This window comes from Ruegeria sp. C9 (assembly GCF_056537585.1).
The window spans coordinates 45,088-69,933 of sequence record NZ_JBQFRU010000003.1; the positions used below are offsets into that span (position 1 = coordinate 45,088).

Genomic DNA, 24,846 nt, shown 5'->3' on the forward strand with positions numbered 1-24,846 from the left:
CGCTCTGGCAAGGCAACCGGCGCGCAACGATGCAGCGTTAACTGATGTCAGTTAGCCCCGGTCCCGCGTTCACCGGCGAGGGCGACGAGACCACGGTCGCCGGTTTCCCAAAGAGCGGTCATCGTCATCGTTGTCACAACCCAGCGGTCACCTGTTTTTTCCAGCGCATAGTCATAGCGGCCGCCCAAAACCCATAGGCCATCGTCAAGACGGTGGGTGGCGGTGAAATCAGCCTGCGCTGTCGCGGCGGTTTCTGAAACTGAGGTGATTGCGTGGTTGGTCACCATGTGATGCGTGCTGTCAAACCCGGGCAGGAAGGCGGCCCAGCCCGCAACAAGTTCGTCAGCGGGTTGGGTTGCCGGGTCTCCACCCCAAAGGCTGGTGTAGTCAATGGTGACGTGATCGGCGAACGCATCCCTTACACGGGTCCAATCATGCCGGTCTGCGCCTGCAGCGATATCCGTTAGGGTGCGGGTGATGTCGGTTTGATCGGCCAATGCAGGGCCTCCAATCATTGTTATGGCGGTGAGCATGGCGATGAGGGATCGTTTCATATCCGGGTCCTTTGTCAGAGTTGGACAAAGCAACGTACGTTGCTGCGCCTGCTTCATTCATTAGCCAAGCGTTCAGGCACGGGCGCTAAGGTGTATTGCGACCAAAAAAACGCATTTGCCGCATCCTGATCGGCACTGAGATTGGTGGCCTCGACGATCTTTCCGTTCTCGATCCGGTAGACCAGCGCCCAGATGGTATCGACATTCGGCTTACCTTCGGCGTTGGACCAGCCTCGGTGAATATCTACAACATGGGTTTCATCCGCGCCAAAGTAGATCGGGTCAGCCTGAAACCCAGCTGCGCCCAATTGGGCGAAGAAGGCCAAAACTTCATCCCGACCGTTTTTGGTGCCGCTCAGCGGATGGCGGCCGGGAATGTGCCATTGTACGTCCTCGTCCATGACTGCGGCGATTCCATCAAGGTCGTTCGAGCCGTAAGCCGCAAAAAAGTTCTGAACCACTTTCATATTGTCTTCGGGGGTATCGGCCATTGCGTTGCCTCCCATAATGGTCGCGACCGCGAGTGCTAGTTGAAGTTTTCGGGTCATAGGGGTCTCCAAGGGAATGAGGCGTCGGATAGCGAGGCCCGACGCCTGATCAGCAGGATCAATTATCCAATCCGGCGCGGAAGTGGTCGGCAACGGCGTCGGCCGCCCGTGTCACGTCCTCGGGGTTGTCGTAGAAATCGAACTGCGTGACATCCTCGAGCCACTGCGCAGTCGCGTCACCGGCAAATCCGGCAAGGAAGGTCTGCACGCCCTGCGGGATCGCTGCGCTTTCAGAGTGAACAATGGTCAGCGGTTTATCCAGACGCTGTGGGTTGTCGGCGGGATGGTAGGTCAGCCAGCCTTCCCAGCCTGCATTGTTCCATTTGTCATCATATTCCGGAATCGCCCCACGGTCAGCCTCATAGTAGTAACCACCGATCGGCATCAGCACGCCTTCGGCACCTTCTGGACCCGCGGCAGGAATGATCTGGCCCCCGGCGGCTTCGGCAGCCCGAGAGACTTGAAGCAAGCCGGCAACACCTTCTGCGCCGCCGTAGACGGCCTCAACAATTTCGGCGTTCTGCAGCCAGGGAGCAACCAAACCAAGTCGCTGAACCAGCGGGTTGCCCGAGACGGCATCGACCATATAACCCGCTGAGGCGCAGATACCCAGCCCATTGATGTGCTCGGCGTCCACTTCTGGCAGGGTCGCTATGAATTCGATCGCTGCCTTGATGTCCGAGGTCTTGGCTTCGGGGCTTTCGACAAAGCGCGCTTGGTTCGGCAGATCGCCGGATTTACCCCAGCCCCGGAAATCGAAGGTGAAGGCGGCAAATCCGCGTTCGGCCATTTCCCGGGCATAGTTCGCCGGCATCTGTTCTTGTACCGAGGTCCAGGCCCCTGTGACCACGACCGTTGGCAAAGGTGCATCGCCGCGTTCTTCGGGTAGGTACAGTGTGCCGGATAGGGTGGCACCTTCATTCTCAAAGGTGACAATGCGGGTTTCGACCTGTGCGACGGCAGCTGTCGAGGCCATTAAAGCCGCAGCGGTATTCAAAGCGAGGGTTTTCATCGCGATATCTCCCAAAGTCTGTCTGGATGGGCGCAAGCCCGATGACGAAAGAGATACGTTGCCGGAGGTTCACTTGATTGCACCGGACTGCTGTGTTTTTGAATGATCCTGCATCAAGCCATGTTGGCCGCGCGATAAGCCTTGGGGGTTTGTCCCACCACCTGTTTAAAGCTGCGCGTGAAATGAGCCTGATCGGAAAAGCCACATTCCAAAGCGATATCACCCAGAGGACGCTGCTGGTCCTGCATCATCTTCATCGCCTGTTCAATTCGGTAGGCCATGACATATTGCATCGGGGTCGTGCCCAACGTCTCTTTGAACATGCGTGCGAAGTGCGAAGGGCTCATTCCCGTCTCGGTCGCGAGCTGCTCAACGGTTATGGTCTGATCCAGCCGGTTCTGTACAAAGGCCAAAACGCGCTGGTAATGCCGGGATGTGAAGCGGGATGACAACTGAACATCTTCGATCCGGCGTTTTCCATATTTCTGGAGCAGTTTCACTAGGAATACGCGGCTCATGGCTTCGAACATCACGACCGAAGACATGTCGGTCGATTCCAATGCGTCGCGCAGTATAACGCCAGCCGTGCACAGATCAGGGTCCGAGAACTGCGGCAAATCCCGAAATTGCTGCGGGTCAAGCAGCATGCCCAGCTCGGACTGAGCAAAGCGCTCAACCTTAGCCGGGTCCAGCGTGATAACGATGACATCAGACGTCGCGTACCATTGCCAACCCGATCGCATACCAGCCGGAGTGACGATGATTTCATCCTTGTGAAACATGAAATCCCGCAACTCACCATCCCTCCAGTTCCGAACTCTGTGCGGAATGGTCTGGAGATTGAGAAGCACGTGATGCTCTTTGAAAACATCCTCGGGCATCTGATCCGGGTCAGCCCGGAAATACCGAACGGACATCAACCCTGCGGCCGAAGGCCGCTCGATCGCATCGCTGTTTAGTAAAGGTTCCGAGGGGTAAATGTCCGCATATCTCGAAGGCAATCGTCGGCTCCCATAGTGCACCTGGGCAATTCTCGCTGGCGTCGATCGCACACGGTTGAAAACATCCAACAGGGGCGCGAACCCATGGAGTGGTGCCGTGCCACCTGCTTCTCGCAACGCAGCTGTGGCGTTCGGGTCGACGCTTAGAGAATTTTCAAGATTGCGGTCGCTGAATCAAGACGGAACACGATGCCCGACGAGAAACACGCGCTGCCGTTGATCCGAGAAAATAGTCCATTGCCGATGGGTGATGCGCTCCGACAACAATCAAATCAGCGCCGATTTCCCGTGCGAACTCGGTAATGCGCAGCCCTGGCTTTCCCGTTTCTACCTGGCAGTTTATATCGGTCGCTTCTCCGGCGATCGACTTTAGGGTTCCCATGATTTTGTTGGTCAGATGGTTCTCGGATTTCACTGTCACGAATTCCGCTGTAAAACCCGGGATTTGTTCCAGAACTGTAAGTAGTGTGATCTTTCCGTCAGCTGCCAAAAGCTTGCGGGCAGTGGTGATTTTCTCGGCAACCAACTCTTCATGATCAATGGCAACGGGGATCAATATGGATTTATACATGTAAAGCACTCCCAGTGAGTTTCGGCGATGTCAACGAGCAGGGCTTGGTGCATCATAACTTGATAAGTACTTTCAGAATTAAAGGTTCTGATCTGTTGCCCAGGACCCCGCCCTGCCTTAGTGGCCAAACACCTCGAGCCGCGCCCATTCTGGACCTCGGTTCAAGAGAAAGACGGCCACCGCATATGCAATGGCCGCCTTGAGGTTACTATGCGCTGCGATACAGTTTTGTCATCGAGAATTCCCGATGTCCCAGCGCCTCTGCCGCGGTGTTACGGCCGTTTGCTGTCCTGCGGATCATATCGATCAGAGCATCACCAGCCTGATCGATGGTTTGTTCGCGCCGCAAGATGCCTGAAACATCAACATCCACATGTTCGCCCATGGTGCGCACTGTACGCGGGTTCGCGGTGATCTTGATGACCGGAACGATCGGGTTGCCCACCACGTTGCCCTGACCTGTCGGGAAGGTATGGATCACAGCACCGCCCGCCGCCATCAGCGTCACACATTCCGCCGCAGCTGATGAACTGTCCATGAAGTACAGGCCTTTGCCCGAGTTAGGTTGCTCGGCAGGTTCCAGAATGTCGATATACTGCGAAGTCCGGCCGATCTTTTCGAGGTTGCCAAGCGCCTTTTCCTCAATGGTGGTCAGGCCACCTTCGATGTTGCCCTTGGTTGGCTGACTGTCGCTGAGATCATCGGTTTGATGCGCAAAGATCACATCGTCCTGATAGGCCTTCCACATCTTGTACCAGCGCTCGCCGACCTCTTCGTTGATGGCGCGTTTCTGGCAGATATGTTCCGCCCCGGTGATTTCCGAGGTTTCACCAAAGAACCCGGTGATCCCTTCGGGCAGCAACTTGTCATACATGTTGCCAACGGTTGGGCAGGACCCCAGACCCGTTGTCGTGTCGCTTTCACCGCATTTGGTCGAAATCCAAAGCTCGTTGATCGAGCATTCCTCGCGCTGGACCTCGGTGGCCTTGTGGACAAAATCCTTGGCGGCCCATGAAGCGCGCCGGATGGTCTCGAAGTCACCGTTCTGTTCGATTGAGAACTCTGCCACGTCTTTGCCGGTCTCGCGGATGCCGTCGGCAATGCGCTTGGTCCAACCCGGCTCGATGCCGATGACGACCACCGAGTAGACATTCGGGTTGGCCCCTGTGCCGATCATAGTGCGGAAATGCAGCTCGAGGTCCTCACCGAACTGAAGGCGGCCATAAGCGTGTGGGATTGCCAGCGTGCCCTTGACGTTGTTGGCGACTGCCTCGCAGGCGGCGTTGGAAATGTCATCGACGGGCAGGATCAGCACGTGGTTGCGCACACCAACCCGGCCGTTTTCGCGCCGGTAGCCCATGACAGTCATGTTTGAATATTTGCTCATGGTATTAACCCCTTACCAGCGCTTGGTCTTGCAGTTTTGCGTGTGGACATGCCCGCCGCGTGGGATGTCAGCGATGATCTTGCCGATATCCTCACCATACTTGATCGCCGTATCGCCGTTCTTGAGCTCCGTGAGCGCAATCTTGTGGCCAATCGGAACATCCGCACCTGCGGTCAGGCGAAAGGTCGAGTTGTCATGTGTAATACAGCACAGCATGTCGGTGCCTGCAGTCAGGCCTTCGACGACCACGACACCGACATTGTCTTCCTCTTCATGCACCAAAAGGTGCGGTATTTCATTTGGGGCTGGATTTGACATGAAGGTCTCCGGTTTTTGCTATGGTTTAAGGATGGTTTTCGGCGCAAGCGTCTTGCCAGCGCGAATGTCTGTAAAGGCCGCGGCCCCGTCGGACAGGTCGCGGGTTTCAACCCAGTCAAGCGTCCCGAGGCGGCCCTTGAACATGGCATTGCATGTGTCGCGGAAGTCCTGTGCGGTATAGGTGTAGGTGCCGATTAGCGTGATTTCCTGCAGCGTGATGCGTCGGATATCCAATCCACCTTCGGAACTGCCTAGGCCGATGTGCAAAATCACCCCGCCCGGGCTGACGAGCGCCGAGGCAACCGCACGGGTAGACGCAAACCCCACTGCGTCGATCACCAATGGAATGTCCTGTTCCGGTGTGTCCACAACGGCGATTCCACAGGTGTCGCGAAGATAGGTCGCACGGGCTGCGTTGGGTTCGGATAAGGTCACCTGCTCGACCCCCATCGCAGTGAGCGCAAGAGCTGCCGCTAGCCCGATTGCCCCGCCGCCAATCACATGGGCACGCCGTTCGTCTGCCGGGTGCAGGGCCGCAAGCCCCAGCCGCACCGCATGCCAGCTGACCGCAATCGGTTCGGCGAGTGCGGCCTGCTCCAGCGTGATATGCGAGGGCACTTCAATCAAATTGCGCTCTGGGATAGCGACATATTCCGCAAAAGCGCCTTCGCGCGGCGGCATTGAGATGATCTGTCGCGAGGGGCAAAGGTTCTCACGTCCGGACCGGCTAGCCGCGCTGTTGGGGTCGTTGACCAGCGGATTGATGGTTACGCGACGGCCATCAGCCGTCACACCGGCCCCTTCATGGCCGAGGATCAGCGGTGCCGGGCGGCGGTCATCATGGCCCAGATAGGCGTGCATGTCAGACCCGCAAATGCCGACGCTATCGATACGGACGAGAACCTCATCGGGGCCGGGCTCCGGGTCCGCGAAATTGCGGTATTCCAGTGTTTCGACATCGGTGTAGACCAACGCTCTCATTTCGCTGTAAACCCCCCATCAACCATCAAAACTTGCCCGGTCACGAAGGCACAGGCATCAGAGCAAAAGAACAGCAACGGGCCGTCGAGGTCTTTGGGCTCTCCGTTGCGACCGATACAGGTCTGCGCAGCATTACGGTTCGCGCGTTCAGGATCATTGAACACTGCAGCCGTCAGCTCGGTTCGAAAGAACCCAGGGCCAATCGCGTTTACGCATATTCCGCTTGATGACCAGGCCTCGGCCATTGCTCGGGTCAGCTGTGCCACGCCGCCCTTTGACGCCCCATAGCTAAGCCCACCTGGAAAAGCTCGGCTGGACTGGAGCGATGCGAAATTTACGATCCGTCCCCAGCCTTTGGCCTTCATATCGGGCACTAGGTGCTGCGACAGAAAGAAGGGAACGGCAAGGTTCAATCCCAGTGTGATGTCCCACCCCTCAGGCGATACATCATCCGCAGCCTCGCGCGTGTTGATCCCGGCGGCATGCACCAGAATATCCGGTGCCCCAAACGGCTGCGACGCGGCAACGGCCAGCTCCGCCAACCGATCACGATCCGAAAGATCCCAGGGCAGGGGATGGACCTGATCCAGCTCGGCCAACGCTTCTGCACGTCGCGCCACGCCCACGACCTTAGCGCCGGCATGCGACAATACCTCTGCCGCTCTGCGACCAAGGCCGGAGCTGGCCCCGGTCACAAGAGCGGTATGTCCAGTGAGATCAGGATGATAGGTCACGGGTTGGGTCAGTCTTCGGCTGTCAGGTCAAAGTTTTCATCGGGGAAGAACTTGGCCAGTCGAATATCCGCAGTACGCGCGTGCCCCTCCATACCTTCAAGGCGTGAGATACGGGCCGTCGCCTGCGCAATCGGCTTCATCGCATCAGCGGTCGAGCGCTGCCAGGTCACGATCTTCATGTATTTATGGACGCTGAGGCCACCGGTGTAAGTGGCCGCCCGGCTCGTGGGCAGCACGTGATTGGTGCCCGAGGCTTTGTCGCCAAAGGCAACCGTGGTCTCTTCGCCCAAGAAAAGCGACCCATAGCACGTCAGCCGATCCAGCCACCAATCAAGATCATCGGCCATGACTGTCAGGTGTTCCGGGGCGTATTGATCCGATGTCGCCGCCATTTCTTCGCGATCCGCGCACAGGATGACCTCGGCATAATCGCGCCACGCAGCCGTAGCGTTTTCGCGGTTCACTTCGGGCAGGTCCTCGATCAGCACTGGCACCAAGCGCATAACCTCTTCGGCGAGGTCGCGATTGTCTGTCACCAGCCAAACCGGTGAGTTGTATCCGTGCTCGGCCTGCCCAACGAGGTCAGTTGCAACAACCATCGGATCAGCAGTGACATCCGCAAGGACCAGACTGTCCGTCGGGCCCGCGATCATGTCGATGCCGACACGCCCGAACAGGATACGCTTTGCTTCGGCCACAAACTGATTGCCGGGGCCCACAAGGATGTTAGCCTTGGGAAGCCCGAACAACCCGAAGGTCATCGCCGCAACCCCCTGCACGCCGCCCATGGCCATGATCTTGTCGGCGCCACAGATATGCGCGGCGTAGACGATCGCAGGCGCGATACCGACATCTGGGCGCGGTGGTGAGCAGGCGACGATATGTTTACATCCCGCCACCTTCGCCGTCGTCACGGTCATGATCGCGCTGGCGATATGGCTGTAGCGCCCGCCTGGGACGTAGCAACCGGCTGCATCCACCGGGATCATCTTCTGGCCAGCGGTCAGGCCCGGCACAACCTCGACTGCGATGTCGGTCATGGACGCTTTCTGTGCCTCGGCAAAGCGTTTGACGTTGCTGTGGCTGAACTCGATGTCGCGCTTCAGCTTTTCTGGCACGGCATCCATCGCGGCCTGGATTTCGGCATCGCTGAGAATGACGTTGCCTTCGTAGTTGTCGAATTTGGCTGCGTATTCCAACGCCTTGGCATCGCCACCTGTCTCAATGTCGGTCAGGATTCCCTGCACAATTTCACTGACATCCGACGCTCCGCTGCGCGCGGTCAGCGTGGCTTTCTTCAGGTATTCACGGGTCATGTATCGAGTCCTTTTCTTACCGCGTCTTTCGGCGGCTTATCGATAGACATCAGGCAACAGCGAGGTAGAGAACGCCGGGATATAGGCGATCATCAACGTCACGATCAGCATGAAGAAAACAAACGGGATGGCGCGGTAGGCGATCTTGAGGATCGACTCGCCCGTAATCCCCGACACCACGAACAAGTTCAGCCCCAAGGGTGGAGTAATGAACCCGACCCCCAGCGCGGTGATCATCATTATGCAGAACTGAATCTGGTTCATCTCAATCTCTTGCGCCAACGGGTAGAGGATCGGTGCCAGGATCACGATGTTGGGCGTCGTTTCCATAACGCAGCCCGCAATGATCAGGATAAGGACCATCATGGCGATCAGTACGAATTCGTTACTGCTGACTGAGGTCAAAGCCCCTACAAATCCTTGCGGCACTCCAATGATCGCCAGAGCTTCGGCCAGAGGGATCGAGAAGGCGATGATCGGAAGGATCACACCGTTGACCTTGGCCGAACTGACCAGCATGGCCGGGAAGTCGGACAATTTCAGTGTGCCCAGGATAAACCCGATGACGATGGTCACGACAACCGCCACAGCGCCTGCCTCCGTTGGGGTCAGTTTCCCCGAGAAGATGCCGTAGAAAATGATGCCGGGGACAAGGAAAGCGTACCAGCCGGACTTGACCGTCTTCCACAGGTTCGCGCGCCATTCAGCTGCGGTCATCATGCCGCCGCCTTCCCAAAGGTTCAGCCGGTTCATCACAACGTTGGTGATCAGGATGGCCGTCAAGATCAAAAGGCCGGGGATCAGCGCAGCAAGGAACAAGGTCGAGACCGCTATGCCCAGCACGAGGCCGATGATGATATAGGCGATAGAGGGCGGGATGAGGATGCCGGTGCAGGCTCCTGCTGCGACCAAAGCACAGGCGTAGGGGCGGGGATAACCGCTCTCGACCAGCCGGTCGATAGTCATGCGCCCTACCGCTGCCGCACCTGCTGCGTCCGACCCGGAGATCGCCGCGAACATGCCACAGACCAGGACGGTGGCCGAACCGAAGCCACCCTTGGCCCAACAGGTCAGGGCTTCGGCGACGTCCAGAAACTTTCGACTGAGCCCGGTTCGGACAAGCACGTCGCCGGTCAGGATGAACAGCGGTACGGCCGTCAGCGCGAAGGCATCGATGCCCGAGAACAGCTTTTCGCCGACAAGGCTCAGCGGCAATGCGCCGGACATGATCAGCATTGTGATCGATGCTGCGCCGATCGCGGCCCAGACCGGAACGGCGAGCGCGACAAGAGCGACGAAGAGAATGACAGAGGCGTAGAAATCCCACCCAAGTTCAAGCGTTTGACCGCCGAGTTGTTGCCACATCATGGTTCAGGCCCTCCCTTAATCAAACAGCTTGTCGCCTTCGTAGACGGGACGGCCCGTTCGAAGGTCGGCAATGTCGCGGAGGAAGGACTGCACCAGCCGAAAGATGACTAGCGCGAAGCCAAACGGTACCGCCATGAGGAAAAAGACCTGGCTGATCCGCAGGCCGTGCGTGACAGACCCGAATTTCCAGGACACGTGGACTGTCTCCCACGACCAATAGATTGCGACGAGTGCCACGATGAACATCACGATGTCGCCGAAGATGTAGAGCAGCGTTTTGACCGTGCGCGGGACGTAGTGCATCAGAACATCAATGCGGATATGCCCGCGCTCCTTGACCGCAGCGGCGGCACCGATCCATGCGAGATAGATGAACGCATACCGGACGATTTCTTCGCCCCAGATGGACGAGTAGGCAAAGACCTCGCGCCGGACCACTTCGATAAACATCGTGCCGACGAGCATGACGTAGAAGACCAAAAGCAGCCAACGTTCGGCATTTTTATCAATCGCTCGAAAGAGCTGAGACATAGCATCCTCACTACCGTCACGCGGCGGCGACGTGTTCTAGTGGGTTTTTAATGGGCAAACATCGGATGAGCCGACGCTGGACGCGCCGGCCCGAAGACGCGATCAGGCGTCGTGCACGTAGTATTTCGCACGCGTGTCTGCGGCTTCTTCCAGCTTGGCGAACGCATCCATCGATCCGGCCAGCTCGGTCTTGAAGCTGTCCCATTCGCTGCGCTGATAGCCACCGACCTCTTTCCATTCGCCCAACTGATCTTCGCTGAGCGAGTGGAACTCGACGCCGTTCGCGATCAATTGAGACATGGCGTAGGCCCGTGCCGAAGGCACTTTGGACAGGTTCTGCTGCTGGGTGACTTCGCCCGCAAATTCGATACCTTCTTTGACGTCCATCGGCAGGCTGTCGAACCATTCAAGGTTGATCGAATAGACCTGACTGTCCGGCACCGCCTGAGTGAAGGTCACATGGCTGAGGATCTCACCAAAGCCAAAGACATGCAGCGCGCCCACCGAGGGATCAAGCGCATCTGCGACGCCTTGCCGGATCGCTGACGGAGTCTCACCCCACGCAACAGGCGTCGGGTTCGCACCCACCATGCCATAATACTGCTGCAGCATTTTTGATCCGGGTACGCGGAATTTGACACCGGACATATCGCCGGGGGTGATAATTGCGTTGCCTCCCTGGCGAACAGCGACGACGCGCGGATCGATCACGATATACATCAGCGCTTTAAAGCCGGATGCCGCGATCTTGGGGTCTACTTCCGCCTTCCAAGCTTCAGAGGAAGTTAGGTTCGTGAACCGCTGGTTGGACCCGCAGAAATATGGAAGGTTGATCAGGTCGACGACGCTTGCGAAGGGCGCGAAATTTGACAACGAGTGTTGCGCGGCTTGAATGGTCCCCCCCTGAACCGCCTGCGCCAACGCACCACCTGCACCAAGCTGACCACCGGGCGCCAGTTTCACATAGACCTTGCCATTCGTCATGTTCTGGATGTTTTCTTTCAGGTCCAGCTGCATGATCGGATAGCTGCGAGACGCGCCCAGAACATAGGCCGTTGCCAACGTCATCTTGAATTCAGCCGCGTTTTCGCGATCGCGTTCCTCGGCGGCGGTCTGTGCTGCCGCTTCGCTGGACCACAATGTCCCAGCCGCGCCGGCGACCATAGCTGCCGTGAACGAGCCGGTGCCCGCGAGTTTCAAAAAATTCCGACGCTCGGCCGAAGCCAGCTCCTGTTTAGTCTTGTCCATGTGTTCTCCTCCCGTTGGACTTTTTTCGGATTTATTCCTTTGATTTTTTCTCCGAAATTTCTTTTGCTTCGCTCCGCAGAATGCCGATCGAAAAGGCGATGGCCGCAGCAAACAAGATCAACATTTCCCAGATATTGTTGACCAAGGGCGCATTCGAGACTGCTCCGATCACTACGTTCGCTACAAACGCGAGCAGCAATATTCCAGCTATCAAGTATGGCATGCGTCCTCCCCAACCCATCCAATGTCTCGCACTGAGTCGTCCGCAATGTAAGCGCTTACATTTTGTTATGCAAGCGCTTACATTGCGTATGTGCTGTAGGTTCCCGACAAATCGTGCTTTTGATAGAATTTGTCTTGAGCTAGTTGCCCATCCAGAATGACAAGAAAAACCATGCCTCAAAGCGGTCACGAAAACACAGTCCCAACCCTTGCAGATGTTGCCCGACATGCGAACGTGTCCACCGCAACTGTCTCGCGGTGCCTGAACTCGCCAGAGCGGGTAGGGCAAAGCACAAGGGAACGAGTTCTGGCAGCTGTACGAGAACTTGGGTACGCGCCAAATTTCGGAGCCCAAGCCCTTGCAGCAAGGCAGACAAATACGATTGCCGCCGTGATACCGACTATGGAGAACGCTGTTTTTGCACGCGGACTACAGGCGTTTCAGGAAGAACTGGTGCGGCATGGTAAAACGCTTTTGGTTGCTTCGTCCGCCTATGATTCAGAGCTGGAAGAACAACAGGTGCGTGCGTTGGTAGCGCGGGGTGCAGATGGGTTGCTGCTGATTGGGTACGATCGCGAACCGGAAATCTATGCGTTTCTGGAAAAGCAGCGTGTACCAACTTTGATCGCCTGGTCATTTGATCCTGACCAATCCCCGCCTGCCATCGGCTTTGACAATCGGGCTGCGATGTTTGCCCTTGCCCGGCAGGTCATTGGATATGGGCATCAGCATATCGCGTGTATCTCTGCTCCAACCGCTTCGAATGATCGGGCAAGGGAACGCGTTCAAGGCATTCGGGATGCCAAACAAGAGGCCGGTCAGGACCCGAATACAATGTTTCTTGTCGAGACCGCTTACGGCGTTGAAACTGGTGAAGTTGCTTTGCGCGAGGTCATGACAGCCGCACCAGAAACGACTGCCGTGATGTGCGTCAATGATGTTTTGGCGGTCGGAGCCTTACGTGCGGCTCGGGAAATGGGGCTTGAGGTGCCCAGGGACCTCTCAATTACCGGTTTTGACGATATCGAAATTGCAATGCTCGCCGAACCCGCTCTTACGACGGTCCATGTCCCGCATCGCGAGATGGGTCGTCGCGCCGCTGGGATGCTGATCCAGATACTCCGTGATGCGCACAGCGGTCAAAGTGTTGAGTTGCCGACAGAAATAAGACTACGTCAATCACTCGGTCCTGCCCGCACTATTGAGTGATCCCAACCTTGAGGGCTATCTTTGGAAATCTACTCGCTCGAATCTACCAACGATGTACGACCCGGATTCGGCATGCACGGCCAATCCAACTTGAACTACTGGTGTGAGTATTTCTTAGACTCAGAGTTTATGGCTAGCAGACTAAGAGAGCTGTGAGGAAGGCCTTTGTGTGCGGCTCATCCGTTGCGATGCAGAATGCCCCGAACCGGACGATGCTTGCCGTGGCAGTCGGGCAAAAATTACTATGTCGCGGCTGTCTTTCAGGTTCTGGTCACGTGGTTAACAGAGCCGAAAGCTCATTTGCTCCCTTTTTCAGGATACCCAGAAACGACATCAGGCTGTTGACGTTGTGACGTTGTGTCGGTGCATGAACCGAAAGTGTGCCCACCAATCGGCCTTGCCCATCTTGAACGGGTACTGCTAGGGCTGCCATTCCACTCATGAACTCTTCGTCATCGGTGGAATAACCGTTCTCAGCGATATGCTGGATTTCCGTTCGCAATGACTGCGGATCGGTCAGGGAACTTTCAGTCTGTGGCTGCAGATTTCCTGCTGAAAGAAATCCATCCAGTGTTTTCTGCCGGAGCGTGGACAAGTACATCTTGCCGCTGGCGGTGCAATGAAAGGGAACCTGTGTCCCAACCGGCAATTGAATGCGCAAAGGCCACTTCGTCTCGACCCGGTCAAGATAGATCATGCCCTCTCGGTCAGGGATGGCGAGATTGCAGGTCTCACCAACCTGCTCGGCGACACTGCGTAAGATCGCCAAACGCGCTGTGCGCAGATGCTCGGACGACATGGTGTTGACTGAAAGCAACCTTAGACGGTGCCCGGGACCGTATGAGCGGCCATCCAGATCACGCTGCAGGAAACCTTCGGCCTCTGCTGTTTGCAACAAACGGTGGATTGTTGGTTTCGCCAGACCGAGTGTCTCGATCAGGTCCGATGGTTTGACGGCAACCCCGCGACGCGCCACCTCCTCAAGGATGAGGAGAAGGCGCAAGTTAGTTGGGATCTGAGTTTCTTTGTCTTGTGTTTCCGTTTCGGCCATCCCGCAACAGTCTAGTTATTTGGCAGCAGGATCAAGGCCAGATCGGGTACAAGCGAGATCAAAATCCACACTGATATCAGCGCTGCTAGATAGGGCACAGTGTACCGAAGCAGACGGAAGTAGGGAACGCCAGTCACCCCTGATGCCACGTAGAGATTGAGACCGTAGGGTGGTGTGATGAAGCCAATCGAAGCCCCCACAAGGAAGATTACCGAGAAATGGATCGGATCAATCCCGACCGAGGCCGCAATCGGTGCCAGGATCGGGGCCAGGATAATCGTGACAGGCAGGCTTTCGAGTACCATGCCCGAGAAGAAAACGATCACCATCGAAGTAAACAGAACCGCATAGTAGCCACCCATCGAGGTTACGAAATCCCCAATGGTTTGCTGAGCGCCAAGCAATGACAGGATCTGCTGCATCACCACAGAAATCGCGATCAGCGGTGCGAGGATACCTGTGATCTGGGCCGAGCGGATCACGATTGAGGGGATCTCGGGGATCGTGAAGCCTTCGACGACAAACATCTCGGCATAGCTTTTTTCGGTGGGTGAGATGTCGTTCCGCGCGCCCATGATCCGATTGATCGGATAGCTGACCAACCCTGCAATAACGCAGAAGCCGACCGTCACTCCGGCTGCCTCAGTTGGTGAGAATTTGCCTGTGTATATACCCCACAACACCAGCCCGATGGCGAAGAACCCAAGCCAGGCACCGAATGCGGTCTTCAGCACCCGGTTCAGTTGTAGCGGTATCAGATGACCCCACCCGTTCATGCGGCAGATGATCCAGCAGGCGAACTGCATGCCAAAAACCATCAGCGCGCCCGGAAGGATACCCGCCACGAATAGCTCGGAAATCGGCAGGTTCATCAGGAAACCGTAGACGATAAAGATAATCGAGGGAGGAATGATGATCCCCACCGTACCGCCTGCCGCCGCCGTGGCCGCGCTGAACCGTTCGTCATAGCCCCCTTTGACCATCTCAGGGTGCAGCATCGAACCGATCGTGGCGGTTGTGGCCGAGTTTGAGCCTGAGATTGCTGCGAACAATCCGCATGCCCCAAGGGATGCCATCGCCAGCCCGCCGCGTATCCAGCCCAGACAGGCATAAGCAAAATCGCTGAGACGTCTCGCGATCCCCGATTTATTGATCAGGTCTCCGGTCAGGATGAACAGCGGCATCGCCAGCAAGGCGAAACCCTTGTTGAACACGTTCAGAAGTTCAGCACCCATGTTGTCCAGCGTCAGGCCAAGAACAAACGAACAGCCGATGACCCAATAGCCGATTACCAGCAAAACCGGCACGCCCAGCATGAACAGAAAGGTGACCGCAAGAGAGATCAGTGTGACCATAGTTCCGTCTGTCATCAGTCTGCTCCGATCACGGCCTGCTTGATCAGCGGCTCGCCTGTTTTCCAGTTGTTCAGATCATCGGCAAGGTTCTGAAACACGCGCCCGACCATCAGAAAGAACGACAGCGGTGCGGCCAGAAGGAACCACCACTGCATGATATTGTCTGTTCCCAGAACGATCTGAAAGTTTGATGCCGACAATGCCACCAGCCGTGTAGTGGTCACGATGACGATCACCGCAAAGATGAACCACAATATCGCGTCGAGTATCAGGCAAGCCAATTGCCCAGCCCTCGGCATTGCAGTGCGGAATTCGCTGAAGCTCAAATGTGTGCGCAGGCGGACGTTATACGACGCCCCAAACCACGCCATGACCATGAACAGCAGCGGGGGGATGGTGGTCGACCAGGGTTCCTGATCGTTGAACACAAACCGGTCGATCACGCCCCAGAAGATAATTAATGCGATCGCAAGGTAGGAATACACCATCACCGACCGTTCCAGATGGCGTTCAACAAAGGGCACCGCCCGATAGATCAACATGATCACGATTCCGCCAATCGCCGAGACAATCGCGCCCAACACCCAGGCGGCGTCGGATTCCAGTGCGGATTGAATCTCGAACGAATCCTGGCTGAGAAAGGCGCTGAAAATCGCGCCGATGTCTGCCCAAAACGACATGAACCCCGTCCTCCCAGTCGGTATAAAGTTGAACCGGCCCGCTCAGGGCCGGTTCGTAACAGTCTATCAGGCTTCGCCTTTCCACCAACGGCGCGGTTCGACGTTTTCCGGCAGGGTGTCGGCCGGAATCTCGCGCGCGATGTCGTAGATTTCCTGATAGGTATCAATGCCGCCTGCCCATTTATTCAGACGTTCGCGCCACTGGGCCCAAGGCTCTGGGTTGTAGTTCGGAGCGCACATCTCTTCGGCCAGCTTGATCTGATCGTCAGCCAGGAATGCCGGGCGCACGCCATTTTCGGCGAAGATAGTGTCCGGCAATTGCGGCTCCGAGAAACCCACCGTATTCAGCAATGCGGCTTCATTCGCACCCTGGATCAACGCTTGAGTGAAGTAGGAAGATTCCATAACTGCGTCTTGCAATTCTCCACTCAGACCGTCAAAGACCTCGGCCGACATGGACGTATGTTCAGTGCCGCAGAAAAATTTCAGATTGACCGACTGCGAAACCACCGGCGCCATGTTGGCGTAAGCCACGGCCGAGGCCCAGGTTTCCGCCCCATCGATCAGACCTGTCTTAAGCGCATCCAGTGTCTCTTCCCAAGCCACCGGGACTGGGTTCAGATTCAGCAATTGCATTGCAATCCGGCCCAACTGCGTACCCGTCACGCGATTTTTGGTACCAAACAACTCTTCCAGTTTGGTGACGGTCGGCTTGTCGGCAAAGGTCGATCCCATTTGCAGGCCGCGTAGCTCACAATGGGTAAACAGGAACTTCAACCCGTGCCGTTTTTCCAGCGGATCACGCAGGATGCGTTGGCTCGCCGGGCTATAGAAGAAGTGATACTGCGCCGCGCGGCTGGGGAACATATAGGCGTAGTCCAGCACGTTCAGATAAGGTGCGCCTCCGGCCGAGTTCTGAGTTGAGGCAGCATAAATATCGACGATTCCCTGCTGGGTCTTTTCGACACAGCTCAGCTGGCCGCAGATCTGGTTGTCGCCGATGAATTCGATGCGAATCTCGCCGTCCGTGCGTTCTTCCAGGTCGCGCGCGAACTCGATTGCGCCGGCGCGTTCAATCAACAGGTTGCGGGTGTTGAAGCCCGACGCGCCGAATTTCAGCGTGTGCTTCGGCTCTTTCGAAAAGCGCTTTTCATAGGTGGATTCGGCGGCCTGCGCCAGATTCGCCAGACTCATCGCGCCGCCGAACCCGCCCGCCGCCAGCAGTGTCGAGCTCATGCCGTAACGCCCAGCCACGCGGAAGAAATCTCGCCGTGAAATACCACTTAGTTTCCGTCCGATCTCCATTGCTTACCTCCCTGATCGCAATTATTGAGACGTTTTGTATCAAAAAAGGCTAGTATAATTCTTGCATCTTGCATAGAGTTTTTTTCAGCGACGTTGGAAGGAGGCGGTCATGGAGGTGGATTATGCAGTTGTTGGCGCAGGATCGTCGGGCTGTGTCATTGCCAATCGGTTGAGCGCAGACCCCAACACAACTGTTGCGCTGCTCGAAGCAGGTGGCCGCGATACCAACCCGTGGATTCACATCCCCGTCGGCTATTTCAAAACGATGCATAACCCCTCGGTTGACTGGTGCTATCGCACTGAGCCCGACCCCGGCCTTAACGGTCGATCCATCGACTGGCCACGGGGCAAGGTGCTGGGTGGCTCATCCTCGCTGAACGGGTTGCTCTATGTGCGTGGCCAGAAGGAAGATTACGACCGCTGGCGGCAAATGGGCAACGAGGGTTGGGGCTGGGACGACGTGCTACCCCTGTTCAAACGCTGTGAGGATCAAGAGCGCGGCGAGGATGAATATCATGGCGTCGATGGCCCCTTGTCAGTGTCCAACATGCGCATTCAGCGCCCGATCTGCGATGCCTGGGTCGCGGCGGCACAGGCCGCCGGTTACCCGTTCAACCCAGATTATAACGGGGCCGAGCAAGAAGGTGTGGGTTACTTCCAACTGACCACGCGCAATGGCCGCCGCTGTAGCGCCGCCGTAGCCTATCTCAAGCCCATTCGCAGTCGTCAGAACCTCAACATCATCACCAAAGCGCTTGTGTCGCGTGTGGTTCTGGATGGGAAAAAAGTAACCGGGCTGGTCTACCGGGATCGTTCTGGTGCCGAGCAGACCCTGACAGTTCGGCGCGAGGTCATCCTGTCCGGTGGGGCGATCAACTCTCCCCAAATCCTGATGTTGTCAGGGATCGGAGAGCCGGATCATCTAAAGGAAAATGGTATCAAACCGCTACACGCCCTGCCGGGTGTTGGCAAAGGTCTTCAGGATCACTTGCAGGCGCGGCTGGTGTTCAAATGCAATGAGCCCACACTGAATGACGAAGTTCGCAGCCTGTTCAATCAGGCGCGAATCGCGCTGAAATATGCACTATTTCGTGCGGGTCCGATGACAATGGCCGCCAGCCTTGCGACTGGTTTCATGAAAACCCGGCCCGATGTTGAGACGCCCGACATTCAGTTCCACGTGCAACCCTGGTCCGCCGACAGCCCAGGCGAAGGTGTGCATCCGTTTTCGGCCTTCACGATGTCGGTCTGCCAACTGCGTCCGGAAAGTCGGGGAGAGCTGCGCCTGAACGGTCCGGACCCATCCGAACATGTCAAGATCATCCCGAACTATCTGTCCACTGAAACGGACTGCCGAACCATTGTCGACGGCGTGAACATCGCGCGCGGGATTGCCAAACAAAACCCTCTGGCCTCGAAGATATCAGAAGAGTTTCGACCAACGGCAGAGCTGAGCTGCGAAGATTATGAAGGCACTCTGGATTGGGCCAGATCGAACAGCGTGTCGATCTACCACCCAACCGGCACCTGCGCGATGGGGAACGCCGAGACGTCTGTTGTCGACGCAAGACTAAAGGTACACGGTATTTCGAACCTGCGGGTGGCTGATTGTTCGATCATGCCGGAAATCGTCAGCGGCAACACCAACGCACCAGCGATCATGATTGGCGAAAAGGCAAGCGACCTGATTAAGGCGGATGCTTGAGAAATCTGCCATCGTATCTGATCGCCTGATCCCTACAGTATCAATAGATCAGTGCGTCAATCGCATCAAAAACGATCTGGCGCTGTGCCGGTGGTTGGAATCTGCATTCGCTTTGCGACCGCTTTGTCTTGTGACTAAACGAAGTCTGGTAACCGAACCTCGGATGATATTGCGTTAGCCAATAGTCCTAACCGCAAATCCAACTTTCTTTTGACCTCCCCCGCGTTTTGGCCGGCTCAAAATCGGTCTTTGCTGCCTACATGAATGTCTCAGGCAGCTCCCTTTGGCTAGCATTCACGAATTCCAAAACGACACGCTACCCACGTGCTAATGACGTTCCAACAGGGAACTCATAATAAAGTCTTCAGCGCACACAATGATCCCGGTCATGGGCAATTCTGACAGCACACTACGATATGCACTGCCTTCCAGAACTTCAATCACCAGTTGTGACGCCTGAAGGGGATCCGGAACGGCGCGCAATTCACCGCCAGTAATTCCTCGCTTCACTACGGCTTCCAGGGCCTCAGTCAAACTCGACCGGTTCTCGACGAACAGCTGCGCGATGTCCGGTTGACGAACTGCTTCGCTCGAAATTTCCAATGTTAAAATAACGTTTTCCGGCGCAGCAAGGTATTTTGCGTAGGCCTTGATGAACTTTCTTATGACTTTGGGCGCGGGCGCATCTGAGTTCAGGATTTTCAGAAACGGCTCCATCTCGCGGCGTTCAAGTATTGCGATTTCTACAAGCACATCATGTTTGCCGCGAAAATGATTATAGAGATTTCCAAGGCTGACGCCCGCCCGCGCAGCGATATCGCGGACGCCTGTCTGATGATAGCCCCGCTCAAGGAAACACATAACTGCGGCCTCCAAAATCTGGTTGCGACGCTTGGCTGTTGCCTTTTCCCGGATTGATTCCGGCTTCTTGGTGTCATCGGACATTTTTTCAACTTAATATTGAACGAACGATCGTTCATAGTATATGACACTCTATCGAATGCCACAAGGTGCAATGGATTCGGCGGCACAGGAAAGACAGGTCTATGACAGACAAAACTTTGGAAACTCGGCAAAGACCGACCCGGCGATGGCTTTGGATTGGACTATCGTTGGCACTGTTTGTAGCGATCGTCGTCCTCCTGTTTGATACAGAAGATACAATTGATGTTCAGGCAACAACGACCTCACCTCCGCCACCGACCGTCTCCGTCGTCACAGTAGTTTCGGCAACCGAACAAGCGCGGGTTTCGGCGTTTGCCGAAGTTCGGCCTCGGTGGGATGCCAAGCTGCGATCTGCTGTGTCCGGGCGCATCATTGCGGTACACAACGCCGCTTTGGCAGGGACTAAGGTGGAACGGGGTGCCCCTTTGTTTTCAATCGAAAATGCACCTTATCAAAGCGCCGTTGCAGCCGCTGAGATGGAGCTTGAGCAAGCGGAACTGGCGTTATTGCGCGCGCAGAACAAAGTGACAGTCGCGCAACGACAGTTTGACCGGGATGAAACAGAACCGCCAAACGAACTGGCTGTGAATCTGCCGCAATTGCGCATTGCCGAGAAATCCGTTGCAGCTGCGCAGGCACGGCTGAATGCGGCGCGAAATGAACTGAAGGACGCGGAGGTTGTCGCCCCTTTTTCGGGATTTGTAACCCATCGTTTTGCCAGCCTGGGCCAGACGGTCAACCCAGGCGATGCCCTGATACACCTTTCGGACGACCAGCAATTCGAACTGGTCGCCGAGTTTAGTCAGGCGGACTGGGCGTTGTTGGATCATCCGATCTCTGGCGCCACTGCTGATCTGACACAGCGCTCGGGCGGAGCGTTGGGGCGGGCTCAAGTCCGGCGTGGAGGAGGGTTTCTGGATCAAGACACGCGGCAGGTGCGGGTCTTTCTGGATGTCACAAAGCCCGATGAACGCATACTCGCCGGAGACTTCCTGCAGGTTCACATTCCCGGACGCCGGATCTCGGACACATTAACCCTACCCGAAAGCGTCCTGACCCGTGCGGGATACATTTGGCTTGTAGACGATAAGGACCAATTGCAGAGGCTTAGCCCGAACATCCTGTTCCGCAGCGAAAGTACAGTGACGGTATCGGCTCCCGAAGGGACCGGCCCGTGGCGCGTGGCCAAAACACCTTTGGCCTCGTTTCTGCCGGGTCAACGGGTGACGCCGCAATCAGATGGGGGCTGAGCCATGCACGCTCTGACATCCTGGTTTATCCGAAATCCGGTCGCTGCCAATCTGATGATGGCACTGATCCTATTTCTTGGGGTGCAAACGCTGCTGAACATTCGGATCGAAGGCTTCCCCCGCATTCCGCCGGAAAGTGTTACAATCGCGATCGAGTTTCCGGACGCTACAGCCGAACAGGTTGATGAATTGGTGACCCAGAAAGTTGAGCAGGCCATCGAAGGTTTGGAGGGCGTGCGTAGTGTGATCTCACAATCCCAAAATGACCTAAGTGTCGTGACTGTCCGCCGCGCAGGTGGCCAGAAACTACAAGCCGTCCTGGATCGTGTCCGTATTCGGATCGACGGCTTGACTGATCTGCCTGATACTGCGCGCCGACCCGTGATCGAAGCCTCGGGTTTCGATTTCCCGGCGCTGTATCTGAACTTGTTCGGAGAAACAGACCCCGCCACATTACAGAGCTTGGCGCAACGCCTGAAAGAAGAGTTGCTGGCGCAACCGGAATTGTCGCGGTTGCAAATCTGGGGCCTGATACCGCGTGAATTACGCATCGAAATCGACCCGGCGTTGCTGCGCCACTATGGGTTGACGGTTTCGGATGTGACCCGCGCCATCGAAGGGAATTCGTTGGCCTTTCAGGCAGGTCGTCTGAGGACCGTTGGCGGTACGATCTATCTGCGGGCCGATGACAGGGCGAAATACGTGCCGGAATACGCAGCTCTGCCGATTATCGAACGTGACGACGGGTCCTATGTGCCTTTGGGCGATATTGCCAAAATCGAAGACGGGTTTCAGGACGGCGAGTACCTGTTTCGCCTGAACGGCAAACCAACCGTAGGGATGGAGGTTCTGGTCGGGCAGAAGGAGAACCTGCTGGAGATCAGTGATGTCGTGCGCAGCACGGTTGACGAGTTCAGCCGACAGCTGCCGTCGCAGGTACAGGTCGAGGTTTGGGGTGATAGCGCTGGCTACATCTCGGACCGTCTGGCGCTGTTGCGCTCAAACGGGGTGCAGGGTTTGATCCTTGTGACCCTGATGCTGTCGATTTTCCTGAACGTGCGTTTGGCCTTCTGGGTTGCCATGGGCATTCCCGTTTCGGTCATGGGGGCGCTTGCTGTCTCGGGCTCGAAATGGGTGGACTATTCGCTGAACGATGTCACGACTTTTGGTCTGATCATTGCCTTGGGAATTCTGGTCGATGATGCCGTTGTAGTCGGCGAAAGCGTTTTTGAAGAACGCCGCAAGGGGAAGGACCCGATTAGGGACACGGAACGCGGCGTGCATCGCGTGGCTGTTGCGACCGTCTTTGGCGTGCTGACCACAATCGCAGCCTTTTTCCCGATGCTGTTGATCGACAATCCGCTGGGCAAGGTATTTGCCGGGTTCGCGGGCATCGTGATCCTGACGCTGATCTTTTCGCTTATCGAAAGCAAATTCATCCTGCCCACCCATCTGGCGCAGGTTTCGATGCGGCAAGAGCGTCGATACCTGCTGACCCGCTTGTGGGGGCGGGTACAGGATTCTGCGCAGGGCGGGTTGTACTGGGTGCGGGATCGCATCTACCAGCCTTTGCTCGTCGCGGCGGTGCGTCAGCGCTACGCTGTGCTGATCTTGTTCATTGCCGCCGCAACGCTGGGGCTTGGCCTGATGTACAAGGGCAAGGTCAGGACGGTGTTCTTTCCCGAGGTGCCCGGTCAGGTCATCACGATGAACCTGGAAATGGATGCCCGCTCCCCCTTTGCACTGACCCGCACGAACGTGAATCGGATCGAAGCCGTGTTGAACGAGCTGAACGTCGAGCTTGCAGAAGAGGCGAGTATGTCTGCTCCACCCGTTCAGACAGTATTCACCATCATCAACAGCGCTGGAAATGCCCAAATTTTCGCTGAAATGATCCCGGTAGCTGAGCGTCCGAATGTCCCGATCCTTTCCGTGGTCCGCGAATGGCGCGACCGGGTCGGTGCGGTCGAGGGCGTCACCGAGTTGGAGTTCACCGGATCGGAAACGCTTGCCGGAGGGTTCCGAATCCGGTTGGCGTCAAAAGACGAAGACCTTCTGCAGCAAGCCAGCGCCGAAATGAAAGGTTTCCTGTCGAACATCGAGGGCGTGGCAAATGTGAGGGATGGGTTGGTGGGCGGCCAACCTGAACTGAAACTCCGCCTGCGCCCGGACGCGCGGCACCTTGGTTTTAACGCCGAGGCTCTGGCCAGACAGATTGGCTATGGGTTCGGCGGGGCCGAGGTGACCAAGGTCAGACGCGATGGGTCCGAAGTCCGCGTAGTCGTACAGAACGCGCGTGAAAACCGCGATACGTTGGCGGATCTGGTGCAGACCCGGTTGCGCAGCGCATCCGGCGCCTGGGTGCCGCTTGAGACCGTCGCCGAAATCGAGGGCACCTATGCCTCTGGCACTATCGATCGCCGTGACGGCAAGCGCATGAACATCGTAGCCGCGTCCATCGACCGCGACCTTGTTGCTCCCGAAGAGGTGGGGCAGGCGGTGTTCGAGCAGCTGGTCCCGAAACTCCGTGCCAAATATCCCAGCGTAACCGTCCTGCCGGCCGGTGAACTGGAAGAAATGGCCGATATAAGCGATGGCCTGAAGCGCGCGCTGTTGCTGGCAGCCGTTCTGATCTATGTGCTGATGGCCGTGCCGTTGAAAAGCTATTGGCAGCCTTTCGTCATTCTGGCCATCGTGCCATTCGGCTTTATCGCAGCCGCCGTCGGGCACCTGATCATGGGTGTCTCGCTGTCGCTGTTTTCGTTCTTCGGCATGCTTGCTCTGACCGGTGTGATTGTGAACGACAGTCTGGTCATGATCACCCGCTACAATCAGGCGCGAGAGGAAAGTCAGCCCGTGAATCTGGCGCTGAGAAGCGCAGGCATTGGACGTTTCAAGGCGATCTTTCTGACCACCGCAACTACAGTGATTGGTCTGCTGCCTTTGCTGACCGAAACCTCTGAGCAAGCGCAGTATCTGATCCCTGCGGCAATCTCTTTAGCTTTTGGAGAACTCTTTGGCACAGCCCTCATGCTGCTGCTGGTGCCGGTACTGATCGCCATCACCGAGGATGTCATTGCCATTTTCAAGTCACCCCTTCCGCAGCCTTCTGAAGAAAGGACAAAGCCATGATACGGAACCTTCTAGCCCCTGCATTCGCCGTGGTAACGCTTGCGACTCCGGCCTCCGCCGAGGGTCTGAATGTGACTGTGGACGGCATCCGCAACGCCAAGGGCAACATCGTGATCCTTGTATTCGATAACGCGCGCGCCTTTGACAGTTTGGATGTCTGGAGCGCCATTGACTACGCCCAGATTCCGTCGCGTAAAGGCAGCGTCAGCCATGAGTTTTCTGACCTGAACGCGGGCCCATACGCTGTGCTGCTGTTTCATGACGAAAACAAGGACGATGACCTGAACATGACTGAGACGAAACTGTTGGAGGGGCTGGGTTCAACAGGTGCCTCAGACCCTCAGGACGAGCCGGATTTCAAGGCTGCCTCGGTCTGGCCGGGCGATGTGCGTGTTCGCATTCACTATGATCAGTAGTGCGCC

Annotated in this window: 24 protein-coding genes; 5 read left to right on the forward strand and 19 right to left on the reverse strand. The window is 56.8% G+C overall.

From position 1 onward, the window contains the following. Positions 1-47 precede the first annotated feature (47 nt). From ACR0NE_RS08515 to ACR0NE_RS08580, 14 genes are all read right to left on the reverse strand, one after another. Positions 48-554, reverse strand: coding sequence for a nuclear transport factor 2 family protein (locus ACR0NE_RS08515; RefSeq protein ID WP_170594343.1), 507 nt, complete (start codon positions 552-554; stop codon positions 48-50). Positions 555-607: 53 nt separating this feature from the next. Next, the gene (locus ACR0NE_RS08520; RefSeq protein WP_480459575.1) at positions 608-1,102 is read right to left on the reverse strand and encodes a nuclear transport factor 2 family protein; all 495 of its coding nucleotides are present in this window, start codon (positions 1,100-1,102) and stop codon (positions 608-610) included. Positions 1,103-1,160: 58 nt separating this feature from the next. Continuing rightward, on the reverse strand, positions 1,161-2,114 hold the full coding sequence (locus ACR0NE_RS08525) for an alpha/beta hydrolase (protein WP_170513551.1): 954 nt from the start codon (positions 2,112-2,114) through the stop codon (positions 1,161-1,163). 113 nt (positions 2,115-2,227) lie between these two features. Beyond that, entirely contained in the window at positions 2,228-3,115 is an 888-nt protein-coding gene (locus ACR0NE_RS08530; protein ID WP_170594345.1) for a helix-turn-helix domain-containing protein, read from the reverse strand. Between the two features lie 154 nt (positions 3,116-3,269). Then, entirely contained in the window at positions 3,270-3,686 is a 417-nt protein-coding gene (locus ACR0NE_RS08535) for a universal stress protein (protein WP_170402133.1), read from the reverse strand. 208 nt (positions 3,687-3,894) lie between these two features. After that, positions 3,895-5,073: a UxaA family hydrolase gene (locus tag ACR0NE_RS08540; RefSeq protein WP_170594347.1), complete on the reverse strand. Its 1,179-nt coding sequence runs from the start codon at positions 5,071-5,073 to the stop codon at positions 3,895-3,897. A gap of 12 nt (positions 5,074-5,085) precedes the next feature. Beyond that, a complete protein-coding gene (locus tag ACR0NE_RS08545; protein WP_170594349.1) occupies positions 5,086-5,391 on the reverse strand; it encodes a UxaA family hydrolase in 306 nt (101 codons plus the stop codon). An 18-nt stretch (positions 5,392-5,409) separates the two neighbouring features. After that, entirely contained in the window at positions 5,410-6,372 is a 963-nt protein-coding gene (locus ACR0NE_RS08550; RefSeq protein ID WP_170594351.1) for an alcohol dehydrogenase catalytic domain-containing protein, read from the reverse strand. Further along, entirely contained in the window at positions 6,369-7,106 is a 738-nt protein-coding gene (locus ACR0NE_RS08555; RefSeq protein WP_170594353.1) for an SDR family oxidoreductase, read from the reverse strand. Before ACR0NE_RS08555 ends, ACR0NE_RS08550 begins: the two co-directional genes overlap by 4 nt. An 8-nt stretch (positions 7,107-7,114) precedes the next feature. After that, positions 7,115-8,422 carry a histidinol dehydrogenase gene (gene hisD, locus ACR0NE_RS08560; RefSeq protein ID WP_170392540.1) on the reverse strand — a complete coding sequence of 436 codons (1,308 nt, stop codon included), beginning with the start codon at positions 8,420-8,422 and terminating at the stop codon, positions 7,115-7,117. Positions 8,423-8,458: 36 nt separating this feature from the next. Further along, entirely contained in the window at positions 8,459-9,790 is a 1,332-nt protein-coding gene (locus tag ACR0NE_RS08565) for a TRAP transporter large permease (protein WP_170402124.1), read from the reverse strand. Between the two features lie 15 nt (positions 9,791-9,805). After that, positions 9,806-10,321 carry a TRAP transporter small permease gene (locus ACR0NE_RS08570; RefSeq protein WP_170392538.1) on the reverse strand — a complete coding sequence of 172 codons (516 nt, stop codon included), beginning with the start codon at positions 10,319-10,321 and terminating at the stop codon, positions 9,806-9,808. 102 nt (positions 10,322-10,423) lie between these two features. Then, positions 10,424-11,569, reverse strand: a complete 1,146-nt coding sequence (locus ACR0NE_RS08575) for a TRAP transporter substrate-binding protein (protein WP_170402121.1) — start codon at positions 11,567-11,569, stop codon at positions 10,424-10,426. A 31-nt stretch (positions 11,570-11,600) separates the two neighbouring features. Then, the gene (locus ACR0NE_RS08580) at positions 11,601-11,792 is read right to left on the reverse strand and encodes a hypothetical protein (protein ID WP_170392536.1); all 192 of its coding nucleotides are present in this window, start codon (positions 11,790-11,792) and stop codon (positions 11,601-11,603) included. Between the two features lie 171 nt (positions 11,793-11,963). On the opposite strand from ACR0NE_RS08580, the gene ACR0NE_RS08585 reads away from it, so the two are divergent. Beyond that, positions 11,964-13,001, forward strand: a complete 1,038-nt coding sequence (locus ACR0NE_RS08585) for a LacI family DNA-binding transcriptional regulator (protein WP_170392925.1) — start codon at positions 11,964-11,966, stop codon at positions 12,999-13,001. A gap of 271 nt (positions 13,002-13,272) precedes the next feature. Here ACR0NE_RS08585 and ACR0NE_RS08590 read toward each other — a convergent pair whose 3' ends face one another. The 4 genes from ACR0NE_RS08590 to ACR0NE_RS08605 form a co-directional block, all read right to left on the reverse strand. Beyond that, a complete protein-coding gene (locus ACR0NE_RS08590; protein WP_170512809.1) occupies positions 13,273-14,052 on the reverse strand; it encodes an IclR family transcriptional regulator in 780 nt (259 codons plus the stop codon). An 11-nt stretch (positions 14,053-14,063) separates the two neighbouring features. Beyond that, the gene (locus tag ACR0NE_RS08595; RefSeq protein ID WP_170594355.1) at positions 14,064-15,422 is read right to left on the reverse strand and encodes a TRAP transporter large permease; all 1,359 of its coding nucleotides are present in this window, start codon (positions 15,420-15,422) and stop codon (positions 14,064-14,066) included. Further along, positions 15,422-16,087: a TRAP transporter small permease gene (locus tag ACR0NE_RS08600; RefSeq protein WP_170392533.1), complete on the reverse strand. Its 666-nt coding sequence runs from the start codon at positions 16,085-16,087 to the stop codon at positions 15,422-15,424. Before ACR0NE_RS08600 ends, ACR0NE_RS08595 begins: the two co-directional genes overlap by 1 nt. Positions 16,088-16,153: 66 nt before the next feature. Further along, positions 16,154-17,392 carry a TRAP transporter substrate-binding protein gene (locus ACR0NE_RS08605; protein WP_170402109.1) on the reverse strand — a complete coding sequence of 413 codons (1,239 nt, stop codon included), beginning with the start codon at positions 17,390-17,392 and terminating at the stop codon, positions 16,154-16,156. A 109-nt stretch (positions 17,393-17,501) separates the two neighbouring features. Between ACR0NE_RS08605 and ACR0NE_RS08610 the strand changes: the two genes are divergently transcribed. Continuing rightward, positions 17,502-19,097 carry a GMC family oxidoreductase N-terminal domain-containing protein gene (locus ACR0NE_RS08610; RefSeq protein ID WP_170512808.1) on the forward strand — a complete coding sequence of 532 codons (1,596 nt, stop codon included), beginning with the start codon at positions 17,502-17,504 and terminating at the stop codon, positions 19,095-19,097. Between the two features lie 327 nt (positions 19,098-19,424). Here ACR0NE_RS08610 and ACR0NE_RS08615 read toward each other — a convergent pair whose 3' ends face one another. After that, a complete protein-coding gene (locus tag ACR0NE_RS08615) occupies positions 19,425-20,042 on the reverse strand; it encodes a TetR/AcrR family transcriptional regulator (protein ID WP_170594357.1) in 618 nt (205 codons plus the stop codon). A gap of 101 nt (positions 20,043-20,143) precedes the next feature. Here ACR0NE_RS08615 and ACR0NE_RS08620 point away from each other — a divergent pair, with 101 nt between their 5' ends. Genes ACR0NE_RS08620 through ACR0NE_RS08630 form a run of 3 tightly spaced genes read left to right on the forward strand, consistent with a single transcriptional unit; the run spans position 20,144 to position 24,840 of the window. Beyond that, on the forward strand, positions 20,144-21,292 hold the full coding sequence (locus ACR0NE_RS08620; protein ID WP_170594358.1) for an efflux RND transporter periplasmic adaptor subunit: 1,149 nt from the start codon (positions 20,144-20,146) through the stop codon (positions 21,290-21,292). A gap of 3 nt (positions 21,293-21,295) precedes the next feature. Next, positions 21,296-24,424 (forward strand): efflux RND transporter permease subunit, encoded by a 3,129-nt coding sequence (locus ACR0NE_RS08625; protein ID WP_170594361.1) that lies wholly within the window; start codon positions 21,296-21,298, stop codon positions 24,422-24,424. Further along, positions 24,421-24,840, forward strand: coding sequence for a DUF2141 domain-containing protein (locus ACR0NE_RS08630; RefSeq protein WP_170512800.1), 420 nt, complete (start codon positions 24,421-24,423; stop codon positions 24,838-24,840). Before ACR0NE_RS08625 ends, ACR0NE_RS08630 begins: the two co-directional genes overlap by 4 nt. Positions 24,841-24,846 lie beyond the last annotated feature (6 nt).